Annotated in this window: 14 protein-coding genes; 9 read left to right on the top strand and 5 right to left on the bottom strand. The window is 65.3% G+C overall.

Annotated features, from left to right (window positions below):
- Window positions 1-21: 21 nt before the first annotated feature.
- A complete protein-coding gene (locus tag EJI01_RS19125; RefSeq protein ID WP_126838711.1) occupies window positions 22-945 on the bottom strand; it encodes an MBL fold metallo-hydrolase in 924 nt (307 codons plus the stop codon).
- Window positions 942-2,633 carry an AMP-binding protein gene (locus tag EJI01_RS19120; RefSeq protein WP_126838710.1) on the bottom strand — a complete coding sequence of 564 codons (1,692 nt, stop codon included), beginning with the start codon at window positions 2,631-2,633 and terminating at the stop codon, window positions 942-944. Before EJI01_RS19120 ends, EJI01_RS19125 begins: the two co-directional genes overlap by 4 nt.
- A gap of 102 nt (window positions 2,634-2,735) precedes the next feature.
- Between EJI01_RS19120 and EJI01_RS19115 the strand changes: the two genes are divergently transcribed.
- Window positions 2,736-3,620 carry an esterase/lipase family protein gene (locus EJI01_RS19115; RefSeq protein WP_126838709.1) on the top strand — a complete coding sequence of 295 codons (885 nt, stop codon included), beginning with the start codon at window positions 2,736-2,738 and terminating at the stop codon, window positions 3,618-3,620.
- Window positions 3,621-3,622: 2 nt separating this feature from the next.
- Here EJI01_RS19115 and phhA read toward each other — a convergent pair whose 3' ends face one another.
- Genes phhA through hppD form a run of 3 tightly spaced genes read right to left on the bottom strand, consistent with a single transcriptional unit; the run spans window position 3,623 to window position 6,469 of the window.
- A complete protein-coding gene (gene phhA / locus EJI01_RS19110; protein ID WP_126838708.1) occupies window positions 3,623-4,492 on the bottom strand; it encodes a phenylalanine 4-monooxygenase in 870 nt (289 codons plus the stop codon).
- 18 nt (window positions 4,493-4,510) lie between these two features.
- A complete protein-coding gene (locus tag EJI01_RS19105; RefSeq protein WP_126838707.1) occupies window positions 4,511-5,314 on the bottom strand; it encodes a transporter substrate-binding domain-containing protein in 804 nt (267 codons plus the stop codon).
- A 27-nt stretch (window positions 5,315-5,341) separates the two neighbouring features.
- Window positions 5,342-6,469 carry a 4-hydroxyphenylpyruvate dioxygenase gene (hppD, locus tag EJI01_RS19100; protein WP_126838706.1) on the bottom strand — a complete coding sequence of 376 codons (1,128 nt, stop codon included), beginning with the start codon at window positions 6,467-6,469 and terminating at the stop codon, window positions 5,342-5,344.
- A 168-nt stretch (window positions 6,470-6,637) separates the two neighbouring features.
- On the opposite strand from hppD, the gene EJI01_RS19095 reads away from it, so the two are divergent.
- The 8 genes from EJI01_RS19095 to glyQ all read left to right on the top strand — a co-directional run bounded on the left by EJI01_RS19095 (window position 6,638) and on the right by glyQ (window position 13,934).
- Window positions 6,638-7,111 carry an Lrp/AsnC family transcriptional regulator gene (locus tag EJI01_RS19095; protein ID WP_126838705.1) on the top strand — a complete coding sequence of 158 codons (474 nt, stop codon included), beginning with the start codon at window positions 6,638-6,640 and terminating at the stop codon, window positions 7,109-7,111.
- Window positions 7,112-7,218: 107 nt separating this feature from the next.
- Complete coding sequence (locus EJI01_RS19090; RefSeq protein WP_126838704.1) at window positions 7,219-7,944, top strand: GNAT family N-acetyltransferase; 726 nt, start codon at window positions 7,219-7,221, stop codon at window positions 7,942-7,944.
- A 71-nt stretch (window positions 7,945-8,015) separates the two neighbouring features.
- Window positions 8,016-8,894, top strand: coding sequence for an HlyC/CorC family transporter (locus EJI01_RS19085; RefSeq protein WP_126838703.1), 879 nt, complete (start codon window positions 8,016-8,018; stop codon window positions 8,892-8,894).
- On the top strand, window positions 8,891-10,465 hold the full coding sequence (gene lnt / locus EJI01_RS19080) for an apolipoprotein N-acyltransferase (RefSeq protein ID WP_126838702.1): 1,575 nt from the start codon (window positions 8,891-8,893) through the stop codon (window positions 10,463-10,465). The genes EJI01_RS19085 and lnt overlap by 4 nt, the downstream gene beginning before the upstream one ends.
- A gap of 130 nt (window positions 10,466-10,595) precedes the next feature.
- On the top strand, window positions 10,596-11,255 hold the full coding sequence (locus EJI01_RS19075; RefSeq protein ID WP_221885689.1) for a redoxin domain-containing protein: 660 nt from the start codon (window positions 10,596-10,598) through the stop codon (window positions 11,253-11,255).
- 27 nt (window positions 11,256-11,282) lie between these two features.
- A complete protein-coding gene (locus tag EJI01_RS19070; protein WP_126838700.1) occupies window positions 11,283-11,483 on the top strand; it encodes a DUF6494 family protein in 201 nt (66 codons plus the stop codon).
- Between the two features lie 239 nt (window positions 11,484-11,722).
- A complete protein-coding gene (locus EJI01_RS19060) occupies window positions 11,723-12,793 on the top strand; it encodes an asparaginase (protein ID WP_126838699.1) in 1,071 nt (356 codons plus the stop codon).
- A gap of 235 nt (window positions 12,794-13,028) precedes the next feature.
- Window positions 13,029-13,934, top strand: coding sequence for a glycine--tRNA ligase subunit alpha (gene glyQ, locus EJI01_RS19055; RefSeq protein WP_126838698.1), 906 nt, complete (start codon window positions 13,029-13,031; stop codon window positions 13,932-13,934).
- The last annotated feature ends 2 nt before the right edge of the window (window positions 13,935-13,936 follow it).

The raw sequence follows: 13,936 nt of genomic DNA, 5'->3' as shown, positions 1-13,936 counted from the left end.
ATGCGCCGAAGCAAGGATGGGCTATCTGTTTTGGACCCGCACCTCGTCGGCAAAGGCCGCCCCAGCCTTGGCTAATTCTGCGAGGATTTCAGCGTTCAACTCATCGAGCGATGACGAGGCGAAGAAGCGCGCACGAATCGCATCGAAATACGGTGCGCTTCGAAACCAGGCTTTCCATTCTTCGACGCTCGTCGTCTGCACTTCCAGCAACTTGAATTTCACGAGTACCTTGAGCGCATATCGGGCGTGCTTGACGGGATCGCGCGACAGCGCCTCGAGCCTGCGCCGCGCCAATGAAAGCGCTGCCGCCGCCTCGTTGAAGACGCTCCCATGGCCCGGGATCACGCACACTGGCTCGAGCGCTTCGATCAGGTCGAGGGTGGCAGCCACCTCGTCGAAGGACGGCTCTCCCGCCAACTCGGGAAACACGATACCGAAGCCGTTCTCCCAGAGCGCATCGGCAGAGATCAGGGTCCGTGAGCCGGATTCGAACAGGATGATCGAGTGCGGGTCGTGCCCCGGCGCTGCATGCACCTGCCAAGGCAGGTCTCCCAGCACAACATCCTGGCCAGGCACCAGAAGCCCATCGAAACGAAAGCGCGGGCATTGCTGGCCGGTGGCGCGGAAACTCAGTGCATCTTCGTCCCAGCTTCGCACCAGGTCTGCCTCTCCCGGCGGAATCAAGGTGCGTGCCCTGGGGTAGCGCTGCTGCAGCGCCGCGTTGCCGCCGCAATGGTCGCTGTGCAAATGCGTATTCAGCACACGGTCGAGGGGCCGGTCGCCCAGTCCGGCCTCGACGAGGGCCAGCGTCTGGCCGGAATGAGTGGCGTAACCGGTGTCGACCAAGGCCGTCTCGTCACGACCCACCAAGAGGATGTTGTTGGACGAAAGCCATCCGCGCTCAAAAACGTGGAGCTGCGCCGGCAGACCCGCAGCGGCGCTCAAGCCGTCGCGCCTGGCCGCAGCTGGCGCCGGAGGATCTTCCCGACATTCGTCTTTGGCAGACTCTCTCGAAACTCGATGTGCTTCGGACGCTTGTAGCCGGTCAATTGATCATGGCAGTAGCGCATCACTGTCTCCTCGGTCAGCGAGGGATCCTTGCGGACGACGAACACCTTGATAGCCTCGCCCTGCTTCTCGTCCGGCACGCCGATCGCTGCGCATTCGACAACGCCAGGGCACAAGGAAATGACGTTCTCCAATTCGTTGGGGAACACGTTGAACCCGCTCACGAGGATCATGTCCTTCTTGCGGTCGACGATCCGACTGTAGCCGTCTTCCTGCATGACCGCGATGTCGCCGGTTCGCATGAAGCCGTCGGCGGTGAATGCCGCCGCGGTTTCGGCCGGCTGGTTGTAGTAGCCGGTCATGACGTTGGGTCCCTTGATGCACAACTCCCCCGCCTCTCCGGGAGGCAGCGAGCGGCCTTCGTCATCCTTGATCGCAACTTCGATGCTGGGCAGCGGCAACCCGATAGTTCCGGTGAACGCGGTGTTGGAGACCGGGTTGTTGGTCCCGATCGCGCAGGTCTCGCTCATACCCCAACCCTCGATCATCGGGCAGCCCGTGGCCTCGAACCACTTGCGGGCAGTGCCTTCGGACGCCGCCATGCCGCCGGCTTGCGACACGAAGAGCGTGGAGAAGTCGATGGACTTGAACTCGGGGTGCATCAGCAGGGCGTTGAACAGCGTGTTTACCGCCGGCAGCATGTGGAAAGGCCGCTTCTTGAGCACGGCAATGAACTTGTCGAAGTCGCGCGGGTTGGGAATCAGCGTCAGGTGGGACCCTTGGCGGATCGCGAGCAGGCACAGCGTCAGCGCGAAGATGTGATAGAGCGGCAGCGCCGCGATGCTGTTGACCTTGGACAGATCGCCTGCCCGCTCCAGTGCGGGGGTGAACCACGCTTCGGCCTGCAGCGTTGCTGCGACGATGTTGCGATGGGTCAGTACCGCGCCTTTCGACAGTCCCGTGGTTCCGCCGGTGTATTGGAGGAAGGCGATCGAGTCGAGCGTGCTGGGATCCGGCGCCAGCGTGCGTCCCTTGCCCTCGGCGATGACCTGAGGAAAGGGGGTAACGGTGCGGCCGTTGTCGAGCGGTAGCTTGTAGGGTGGAACCATCTTGGCCAGATGCCTCACGGCCACCGTGATCCAGGTGCCGTAGAGGCCCCCGAGCAGATCCCCCATCGAAGTGACCACCACGTGCTTCAAGGGCGTTCGCTCGATCACCTGCTCGAGCGTCGCTGCGAAGTTCTCGAGGATGATGATCGCCGTCGCGCCCGAATCCTTCAGCTGGTGTTCGAGCTCGCGCGCCGTGTACAGCGGGTTCACGTTGACGCAGGTGTAGCCCGCGCGCAGCACACCGCACATCGTGACGGCGAACTGCGGCACGTTGGGAAGCATGATGGCCACGCGCGCGCCAGGCTCCAAGCCACGCGACTGCAGCCATGCGCCCATCGCTTTGGACAGCTCGTCGAGCTCGCCATACGACATCCATCGTTCCATGCACACCGAAAACGGTCGCTCGGCGTAACGCTTGAACGATTCGTCGAACAGATGCCCCAGCGAGCGGTACTGCTCGGGATCGATCTCGTGCGGGACGCCGGCCGGATAGTTCTTCAATGCGGATGACTGCATGCGATCTCCTTTGGCGCGGATTGTCGAAGCGAGCCCGGCCCCGACGCCAGCGGACTTGTCCTAGGGTGGCGCCCGATCTGTCGCGCATGCGATAGTCGGCGCATGGTTGCGCGTCTCCAGCAGTGTTTCGTGCTCGGCAGCCTTCTTGGTGCGATCGCCTGGGCGAGCTTCTGGTGGAGCCGGTCGCCGTCTGTGGCTGTGCTCAGCCTCATCGCGTTGACCTGTACCCACACGACCATCCTTGCGGTCGAGTTCGTTGCGAGCTACCGCATCAACGGCCACGACCCCATTTCCCGCGCGCGAGTGCCCCAGTGCATCCGGGCGTGGCTGGCCGAGAGCTGGCTCGCGCCGCGCGTCTTCTGCTGGTACCAGCCCTTCCGCTCGCGCGCCGTGCATGATCACCTGCCGGCGAACGGTCGAAGGGGCGTGGTGCTGGTCCACGGGTTCCTATGCAACCGTGGATTCTGGACCCCTTGGTTGCGCGAGCTGCGCATCGACGACCGTGCCTTCGTCGCGGTCGACCTCGAGCCGGTCTTCGGCTCGATCGACCACTACGCGCAGACCATCGACGACGCCATCCTGCGGGTTACCGCAGCGACCTCGCTGCCACCGATGCTGATCTGCCATAGCATGGGCGGACTCGCCGCCCGGGCCTGGCTGCGCGATGCCGATCCGGCGCGTGTGCATCGCATCGTCACCATCGGGACCCCGCATCGCGGCACCTGGCTCGCGCGTTTCGGCCGCACGCTCAATGGACGCCAGATGCGCGTGGGCGGCGAATGGATGCAGCAGATCGAAGGCGAACATGCCAGCACGCGGCGGGTTCCTTTCACCTGCTGGTACACGAACTGCGACAACATCGTTTTTCCTACGTCCAACGCGACGCTGCCCGGTGCCGACAACCGTCTCGCCGACGGGTGTGCGCATGTGGAAATGGCCTTCGACCTTGGCCTGAGGCGCGCGACCTTGGCCCTGCTCGATTGTTGACGCTAGGTCGTCGATTCGCCTGGCAGCAGCACACCCGCCTCGATGTCGGGCTGAGTTGCGAGCTTCTGGTAGAGAGGCGTGAAGTCCGGCGCCGTCAGCTCGAACAACCGCGCAAAGCTGTCGATCACGAAGTAGGTGCTCTGGTAGCTGTCGATCTTGTAGCGCGTGCGCATGGTGCGCAGCAGATCGAGCGGCAATCGGTAGGGCTCAGGGCTGCGCACCGCGTGCCGCAGCTCGCCGACCGAGCTCAGGACGCCTGCACCATAGGCGCGCAAGCCGTCGGGCTGGCGAATCAGACCGAACTCGACCGTGTACCAGTAAAGCCGCGCAAGCTTCTCGCCGGCGCCCAGCTCGTGCGCTTTGATGCCGCCCTGCCCGTAGCGCTGCACATAGTCGGCGAAGGTCGGATCGAAGAGCATCGGCACATGGCCGAACAGATCGTGGAACACGTCCGGCTCGACGATGTAGTCGAACTCCTCGGGCTTGCGGATCCAGTCCGTGACCGGGAACTTGCGGTTCGCAAGCAGCGTGAAGAAGGGCAACTCGGGAATGAGTCCGGGCACCGCGACGACTTCCCAGCGCGTCGCCTTGTAGAGCCGCTCGTTGATCTCCTCGAAGCGCGGGATCCGGTCCTTCACGCCGAGGGAAGGCAGCGACGCGATGAAGGCATCGCAGGCCAGGCCCGGCAGCTGCGCGGCCTGGCGCTCATAAAGACGCCGGTAGGTGTCGTGGTCGGCCGGCGTGTAGCTGGCCCAATCCTGCGGACAGGTGTAGTCCGCAAGAACGGCGCCGCCGCGCGAATAGTCGCCGCGCGGCGGGCGCTCCGATTGGCCGTAGACCGCGGGCATGACTGCACCTGTTGGCGTCTCCATGAAAAGCTCCAATGTTTTCTACTTGAGCCAGCGATCCATCACGCGCTGGAATTCGCCACCCGCCTGCGACAGGTGCAGCCATTGGTCGACATAGGCCTTGAAGGCCACGTCGTCGCGCGGCAGCATCCAGGCCATCTCGCCGTACTGCAGCGGCTTGTCTGGATTGACGGCGCACAAGCCCGGCTTGAGCTTCTGCTGGGTGATGGCCTCCGCCGCTTCGGTTACGAAGACGTCAGCGCGCCTCGCGAGCAGCTCGTCGAAGATCGTCACGTTCTCGCCATGCATCGTGAGCTTGGCGCGCTTGAAGTTGGCGCGCGCGAAACGCTCGTTGCTGCCGCCCGGGTTGAAGATCACGCGCACTTCCGGCTTGTCGATGTCGGCCACGCTCTGGTACTTGGCAACGTCCGCGCAGCGTGCGATCGGCGTCTTTCCGTTGACCATGTAAGGCGTGCTGAAGAAGGCGCGCTTCTGGCGCTCGGTTGTCACCGACACGCCGCCCACGGCCAGATCGCACTTGCCGGCCGCGAGGTCGGGCAGGAGATTGGCCCAGGTCGTCTTGACCCATTCCGGCTTCGCATTGAGGCTGCTGCTGAAGCTGGTCATCAGGTCGACATCGATCCCTTCATAGCTCGCATCCGGCTTCTGGAAGCTGAAGGGCTTGTAGTCGCCCGGCGTGCAGATGCGCAGCACGCCGGCCTTTTGCACCGCATCGAGATGCGACGAGGCCGCGCCCGCACGCTGTTGCGGATTCATGGCGCACCCGCCGAGAACGAGGATCGCGGCCGCGATCCATGACGAGCGAATCCAAGAGGTCTGACGCATTCCGCGCTCCTATATGTGATGGGGCGGCTATTGTGCGGCGGTCAGCACGCCCCGGCGCATCTGGTCGAGCTCGATGCTCTCGAACAGCGCCTTGAAGTTGCCGTTGCCGAAGCCGTCGTCGCCCTTGCGCTGGATGAACTCGAAGAAGATCGGGCCCAGTTGGTTCTCGCTGAAGATCTGCAGCAGCAGCGCGTCCTTCTTGCCGTCGATCAAAATCTTGCGCTTGTGCAGGTCCTCGACGTTTTCGCCGTGGCCCGGAATGCGCTTGTCCACCAGCTCGTAGTAGGTGTCGATGGTGTCGAGCAGCTTGACGCCGTTGGCGCGCAAGGCGTCGACGGTCTTGTAGAGATTGTCCGAGCCCATTGCGATGTGCTGGATGCCCTCGCCGCGGTAGAGGTCGAGGTACTCCTGGATCTGGCCAGCCTGTTCCTTGCCCTCCTCGTTGATCGGGATGCGGATCTTTCCGCACGGGCTGGTCATCGCCTTGCTCTTCACGCCCGTGACCTGGCCTTCGATGTCGAAGTACTTGACCTCGCGGAAGTTGAACAGGCGCTCGTAGAAGTCCGCCCACTCGTTCATGCGGCCGCGGTGCACGTTGTGCGTCAGGTGGTCGATGTAGGTCAGGCCGTTGCCTTCGGGCGCCAGCGCCTCGATCGCGCTGAGGCCGGGCAGGGCTTCGAAGTCGACGTCGTAGAAGCCGATGTTGCCGATGTCGCCGAACTGCGCGCCGTTCTTGCCGCGCCAGCGGTCGACCAAGTAGATCAGGCTGTCGCCGATGCCCTTGATCGCCGGGATGTTGAGCTCGCCCGGGCCGGCCTTGTCGGCGAAGCCCCAGGCACCGAGCCCGATGGCGCGCTCATATGCGGCCTTGGCGTCCTGCACGCGAAAGGCGATGGCGCAGACGCTGGGTCCGTGCTGGCGCGCGAAGCGCTGGGCAAAGGAGTCCGGCTCGGCATTGACGATGAAGTTGATCGTGCCCTGGCGGTACAGCAGCACGTTCTTGTGGCGGTGCTTGGCCACTGCCTTGAAGCCCATGCGCTCGAACACCTGGCCCATGGCGACCGGATCGGGTGCGGCGTACTCGATGAATTCGAAGCCGTCGGTACCCATGGGATTCTCCCAAGGGGTGAAGGCGGGGGCGTCGGGGGTGCTCATGGGCTTGTCTCCAATGGAAGGCGAGAAGATCGGGGGAAGGCGGGATTCAGTGTCGCGCCGCGCATGCGCAGCGTCCGTGTTGAACTGTAAAAGCGCAAGCCATCACGATTTCAGCGTTATCGCGCCCCATTCGGCGCCTGAACGCAGGAAACCTGCAAAAATGGACGAATGGACGCACTCGACAAGCAGGATCGGCTCATCCTGCGCACGCTGCAGGCCGACGGCCGCGCCACCTACGACCAGCTGGCCGAAGAGGTGAGCCTGTCGCCCAGCGCGGTGCTGCGGCGGGTCAAGCGGCTGGAAGAAAGCCGCGTGATCGACCGCTACGTGGCGCTCGTGAAACCCGAAGCGGTCGGGCTGGGGCTCACGGCCTATCTCAATGTCCGGCTCGAAAAGCATACCGAGAGCCACAAGCGCAACCCGATGGACCTGTTCCGCGCCAGCGTCCAGACCTGGCCCGAGGTGGTCGAATGCGCGGCGCTGACGGGCGAGATGGACTACCTCTTGCGCGTGGTCGTCGCCGACATGGCGCACTACAGCCGCTTCATCATGGACACCCTGCTCAAGCATCCCAGCGTGCAGGACTGCAAAACCAGCTTCGTGCTCGATCGCGTCAAGGCGACCACTGCGGTGCCCGTGTAACAACATATGGGTTGCGTGCACCCCACGGGACGTGGATTCGTTTACCAATGACCTAAGTTTTCGCCCTACGGTCTTGTTGTTTAGGGGAAAACCCTTATATTGAATGCATGCTTACCGCCAAGGCACTCCTCAAAGCCTCGCTTGGCCTCGGCTCCTTTCTGAAAGCGCCGATGGTTGAAGCCCAGCCGCGCGCCGCCGCGCCCGCACCGGTCATGGTGCCGATCCGCTCGATCGGCCCGCGCGAGCGCGACCGCATCGCGCAACATCTTCTTTCCCTCAAGCCGCACGATCGCTACCTGCGTTTCGGCTATGCAGCATCCGACGAGCAGGTTCAGCGCTATGTCGACGGGCTGGACTTCGATCGCGACGAGCTGTTCGGCATCTACAACCGCCGCCTCGACCTGATCGCGATGGCCCATCTCGCGTTCGCCCCGGCCGACCAGCACAAGGACTGCGCTGAGTTCGGCGTCTCGGTGGCCGAACATGCGCGCGGGCGCGGCTACGGTGCACGGCTCTTCGAACGCGCGGTGGTGGTCGCCCGCAACGAAGGCATCGGCATGCTGTTCATCCATGCGCTGAGCGAGAACGCGGCCATGCTCAAAATCGCGCGCAATGCCGGTGCGACCGTGGTGCGCAGCGGCTCCGAGTCCGAGGCGCATCTGCAGCTGCCAGTCGCCACCTTCGACAGCCGCATGAGCGAGATCGCGCTCGAGCACTACGCGCAGGTCGATTTCCAGCTCAAGACGCGTGCCAAGCAGTTCTGGGCGTTCCTGGCCGATCTGCAGGAAATCCGTAGCGGCGTGCGTGCCGCCCGCGACCAGTCCTCGCCCTGAGCGGGGCCATACCGGGGGAGGCGCGTGCTTCTTCCGGTATCCTTGTGGTCCCCCAACTCCGCCCTCCCGCAGTGGCCGACCCTCACCCTGAACGCGCGCCCGTCGAACGCGAAGACAAGCGCAGTTTTCTGCAGAAGCTCGCCGAATTCATTCATCCGGGCCCCGACTCGCGCGACGAGCTGATCGAAACGCTCGCCGACGCAGAGGACAACGACGTGATCGGCGCCGAATCGCGCGTGATGCTCGAAGGCGTGCTCCGCATGGCCGACATGACCGCCGGCGACGTGATGGTGGCGGCGCCGCGAATGGACCTGGTCAACATCGACGCGCCCTACGATGCGCTGCTGCACCTCGTGATCGACACTGCGCACTCGCGCTTTCCGGTGTACGAGGGCGAAAAAGAAAACATCATCGGCATCCTGCTCGCGAAGGATCTGCTCAAGCTGCAGCGCGCGCCGGGCCTGAACATCCGTGCGCTGCTGCGCCCCGCCACCTTCGTGCCCGAGAGCAAGGGCCTGAACGATCTGCTGCGCGAATTCCGCGGCAACCGCAACCACCTCGCGATCGTGATCGACGAGTTCGGCCGCGTGGCAGGCCTCATCACCATCGAAGACGTGCTGGAGCAGATCGTCGGCGAGATCGAGGACGAGTTCGACATCGCCGAGGAGGAGGGCGACATCTTCGGCCTGGCCGATCGCACCTACCGCGTCTCGGGCGACACGCCCATCGAGCGCGTGGCGGAGGCCTTCGGCATCGTGTTCGACGAAGAAGCGCTGAGCGAAGACTTCGACACCATCGGCGGCCTGATCGCGCACGAGATGGGCCATGTGCCCAAGCGCGGCGAGCACTATGCGCTCGGCGCCTTCGACTTCGTCGTGCTGCACACGAAGGGTGGCGCGGTGCGCTGGTTCAAGGTCTCGCCGGCGCGCGGCGACGACGCGACCGATTGAAAACGCTCGCGCGCGCGCTGGGCTTCGGCATCGCGGGGCTCGCGCAGGCCGCGGCCATTGCGGCCCCGTGGAACGGACAGCCGCTCTGGTGGCTGCAATTGATCTCGCTCGCCGCGCTGGTCTGGCAGCTCGATGCGCTACGGGCCCGCACCAGCCCGCGCCCCGCGTGGCGCAGCGCAGCCTTCTACGGCTGGCTGTTCGCGACCGCCTGGCTCTGCGGCACTTTCTGGTGGCTCTTCATCTCGATGCACACCTACGGCGGGCTCGCTGCGCCGCTCGCTGCGCTGGCGGTGCTTGCGCTCTCCGCAGCGCTGGCGCTGTACTACGCCGCGGCCTGTGCCTTCTTCATCGCATTCGCACCGGCCAACCGGGCGCACGCAGCCGTGCTGTTCGCGGCACTGTGGACCCTGGCCGAGCTGTTGCGAAACAGCTTGTTCACCGGCTTTCCGTGGGGTGCCGGCGGCTACGCGCACGTCGACGGGCCGCTCGCCGCCTATGTGCCCTGGCTCGGCGTCTACGGCGTCGGTGCACTGGCCACGGGCATCGCGACGCTCGCGGCCCTGGTGCTGCGCCACGCGCGCGGCCGTGCAGTGGCGGTGCCGGTCGGTGCCGCGGTGGTGCTGCTTTGCGTGCCCGCTCTCATCGGCGCGGCACGCGGCGAGGCCGACGAGGCTGCGCAATCGCGCGGGCGGCTCGAGGTCGCGCTGCTGCAAGGCAACATCCCGCAGGACGAGAAATTCATTCCGGGCGGCGGCATCGCGACCGCGCTGAGCTGGTACGGCGAGCAGTTGCAGAATGCGACCGCGTCGCTCGTGATCACGCCCGAGACTGCGCTGCCCCTGCTGCCTTCGCAATTGCCGCCCGGTTATCTCGATGCGATCGCGGCGCGTTACGCAAGCAGCACGCAGGCGGCCATCGTGGGCTTGCCGCTCGGCGACGGCCGGCTCTACACCAACACCGTGCTGGGCTTCGGTCCGGGCCAGGGCACGCCCTATCGCTACGACAAGCACCATCTCGTGCCCTTCGGCGAGTTCATTCCGAGGATGTTCCGCTGGTTCACCGAGATGATGAACATCCCGCTCGGCGACTTCAAGAGCGGCGGCCTTGCGCAGGCGTCCTTCGAGTGGCGGGGCCAGCGCATCGCGCCCAACATCTGCTACGAGGATTTGTTCGGCGACGAGATCGGCGCCAACTTCCGCGACGAGGCCAGCGCACCCACCGTGCTGCTCAACGTGAGCAACATCGCCTGGTTCGGCGACACCATCGCGATCGACCAGCACCTGGCCATCTCGCGCATGCGCGCCCTCGAGTTCCAGCGTCCCATGGTGCGCGCGACCAACACCGGTGCCACCGTCGTCATCGACCACCGCGGCCGCGTCACGCATGCGCTGCCACGGCACACGCGCGGCGTGCTGGTGGCTGAGGTCGAAGGCCGCGCCGGGCTCACGCCCTATGCGCTGTGGGTGTCGCGCCTCGGGCTCTGGCCGCTGTGGGGCCTGGGCTTGTTGATCGCCGTGGCGACGGTGCTGCTCGGCCGGCGACAGGCCAGTCGCGCTGCTTCCCGGGGTTGAGCCCTGCGGGTCGAAGCAGGCGCCCACCACCGCGCGTTGTGCCCTCCTTCGACAAGTGCTACGGTCGAACTTCCGTCGTATATCCGACGACATCGCGAAGGGGAATGCCGTGGGAGACCCGATACGCCCGTTGCAACCAGGAGAGGCTGCGCCCGAGTTCGCACTGCCCGCGGTCAATCTCGAGGGAGCGGTCTCGCTCGCCGGTTTGCGTGGCCGCCCCTTCCTGATCGGCCTTTTTCGCGGCCTGCACTGCCCGTTCTGCAGGCGACAGGTGATGCAGCTCGGCCACGTACAACCCGCCCTGGAGAGCGCAGGGGTCGAGACCCTGGCCGTGATCAACACGCCGTTGGAACGCGCTCGCCTGTACTTCCGCTACCGCCCGACGCCGATCATGCTTTTGAGCGACCCGGATTGCCGGACGCACCAGGCCTTCGGCGTGCCGCACATCGAGTTTCTGCCCGAAGGCAGCAGCGAGCGGCCCGAATGGCCCTCTCGCGCGAGCATGGCGGACTTCGAGGCGGCACGCGTCAATCCGACCGGCGAGCTGCCGGAACCGTTGCAGCCGATGGCGTCCAACGGCGTACTCAACGCCATGGACGGCTTCGAGCTCGACGAAACCGACCAGGCGATCTTTGCGCAGCACAGCGCCCAACTCGTCGGGCACTTTCTGGTCGATGGGGCCGGCATCGTCGCCTGGGCGCAGATCGAGGCGCTCGACGGGCCGAACAGCCTTTGCATCTTCCCGAGCGCGGCGCAGATCATCGCGGCTGCCGGCCGCCTAGTACGCTGACTTGCAGCGGATTGTCAGGAGATCCGGATGGACGACGAGACACTCAACCTCAGTATTCGCAAGTTCCTCAAGATGGTCGGCGTCAACTCGCAGCGCGAGATCGAGCAGGCGGTGGCGAAGGCCGTTGCCGACGGCAACGGCACCGAAGCCTTGGCGGCGAGCATGACCCTGGAGCTGCCGGCGCTGGGGCTCAAGGTCAAGTTCGACGGCGATATCAAGCTGCGCTAGACCTTCATCCTGCAGCCGCCGAGCACGAACGCGACCAGCTCACGCTTGAGCGGCGCATCCGGCGTCAGCCCCAGCATCACGCGCGTTTGCAGCGCGTACTTGGCGATCTCGCCCTAAGTTCCGCCGGCCGCCTGCATCGACGCATGCATACAAGGCATTTGGGGACTGCGACGGCGTGGCACGCTTCCTGTATCGTCTCGCCGCTTCGTGAAATTAGTCACACCCCAACAGGAGCTTCCATGTTCTTCGCCCCCCGTTTCCGCGCCTTCGCGGCTACCGCTGCGCTGGTCGCCGCCAGCGCCATCGCGCATGCGCAGCAGGCCTTGCCCAACGTCGTGATCCTCGCGACCGGCGGCACCATCGCCGGCGCCGGCGCCTCGGCCGTCAACAGCGCCACCTACGCCGCCGCCAAGGTGCCGGTCGACAAGCTGATCGCCGGATTGCCCGAGATTTCCAAGGTCGCCAACGTGCGCGGCGAGCAGGTGTTCCAGATCGCCTCGGAAAGCTTCACCAACGACAACCTGATGGTGCTGGCCAAGCGCGTCTCGGCCTTGTCGAAGCAGGCCGATGTCGACGGCATCGTGATCACCCACGGCACCGACACGCTGGAGGAAACCGCCTACTTCCTGAGCCTGGTGGTGCGTACAGCCAAGCCGATCATCGTGGTTGGCTCGATGCGTCCGGGCACGGCGCTCTCGGCCGACGGCGCGTTGAACCTGTTCGACGCCGTCAACGTCGCCGCCAGCAAGGACGCCGGCGGCAAGGGCGTGTTGGTGACGATGAACGACGAAATCCAGAGCGGCCGCGACGTCAGCAAGGTCGTCAACATCAAGACCGAGGCCTTCAAGAGCCAGTGGGGCCCGCTGGGCATGATCGTCGAGGGCAAGAACTACTGGTTCCGCGCGCCGGTCAAGCGCCACACCATGCAGTCGGAATTCAACATCGACGAGATCACGGCGCTGCCGGCGGTCGACATCGTCTACGGCTACGGCAGCGTGCCCGCCACCGCGATCGACGCGTTGGCCAAGAGTGGCGTGAAGGCGATCGTCCACGCCGGCACCGGCAACGGCTCGGTGGCCGACCGGATCGTGCCCACGCTGCAGAAGCTGCGCGGCGACGGCGTGCAGATCATCCGCAGCTCGCGCGTTTCCGACGGCTTCGTGATCCGCAATGCCGAGCAGCCCGACGACAAGTACGACTGGGTGGCCGCGCACGACTTGAAGCCGCAGAAGGCGCGCATCCTGGCGATGGTTGCCTTGACCAAGACCAACGATCCCAAGCAATTGCAACGCATCTTCTGGGAGTATTAGCCCACCCCAGGCTGCGCGCACTTCGTGTCGCTTCGCCAACCCCTTCGAGGGGGCAACATCGGCGGCCCGGCAAAGCCGGTTCCGCGGTGTTCCACGACGAAGGCGCGACACCGGGCTCCGCATGATCGGCCGCAGCGGCGCAAGCCCTGCGGCCGGTCCCGCGTCTGGGCGCTCTTAAAATGGCCGACTCGTCGCGTTGGAGGCCGTCCGCTTCCGACCGGCCACCAGGCCCACCATGCTGACCTTCCAACAAATCATCCTCAAGCTTCAGTCCTATTGGGACGCCCAGGGCTGCGCGCTGCTGCAGCCCTACGACATGGAGGTGGGCGCCGGCACCTCGCACACCGCCACCTTCCTGCGGGCGCTGGGCCCCGAGCCCTGGAAAGCCGCCTACGTGCAGCCGAGCCGTCGCCCCAAGGACGGCCGCTACGGCGAGAACCCGAACCGACTGCAGCACTACTACCAGTACCAGGTCGTGCTGAAGCCGGCACCCGGCAACATCCTCGAGCTCTATCTCGGCTCGCTCGAAGCGCTGGGCTTCGATCTCAAGAAGAACGACATTCGCTTCGTCGAAGACGATTGGGAGAACCCGACGCTCGGCGCCTGGGGCCTGGGCTGGGAGGTCTGGCTCAACGGCATGGAGGTGACGCAGTTCACCTACTTCCAGCAGGTCGGCGGCATCGACTGCAGGCCGATCACCGGCGAGATCACCTACGGGCTCGAACGGCTCGCGATGTACCTGCAGGGCAAGGAAAGCATCTACGAGCTGGAATGGGCGCCCGGCATCAGCTACGGCGACGTGTACCACCAGAACGAGGTCGAGCAGTCGACCTACAACTTCGAGCACAGCGACGCCGACTTCCTGTTCACCGCCTTCGCCGCGCACGAGAAGCAGGCCAAGTACCTGATGGAACAGAAGCTCGCGCTGCCGGCCTACGAGCAGGTGCTCAAGGCAGCCCACAGCTTCAACCTGCTGGACGCGCGCGGCGCGATCAGCGTGACCGAACGCGCGGCCTACATCGGCCGCATCCGCAACCTTGCGCGCAGCGTCGCGCAGAGCTACTACGAAAGCCGCGAACGGCTCGGATTCCCGATGGCGCCGCGCGAATGGGTCGCCGAGATCTCGAAGAAGGCGGCCTGAGC

The sequence above is a fragment of the Variovorax sp. MHTC-1 genome (genome assembly GCF_003984645.1).
In the GTDB taxonomy this organism is placed as follows: Bacteria; Pseudomonadota; Gammaproteobacteria; order Burkholderiales; family Burkholderiaceae_C; genus Variovorax.
The sequence above is the reverse complement of the archived record's forward strand: the minus strand, read 5'-3'. Positions and strand labels throughout refer to the sequence as shown.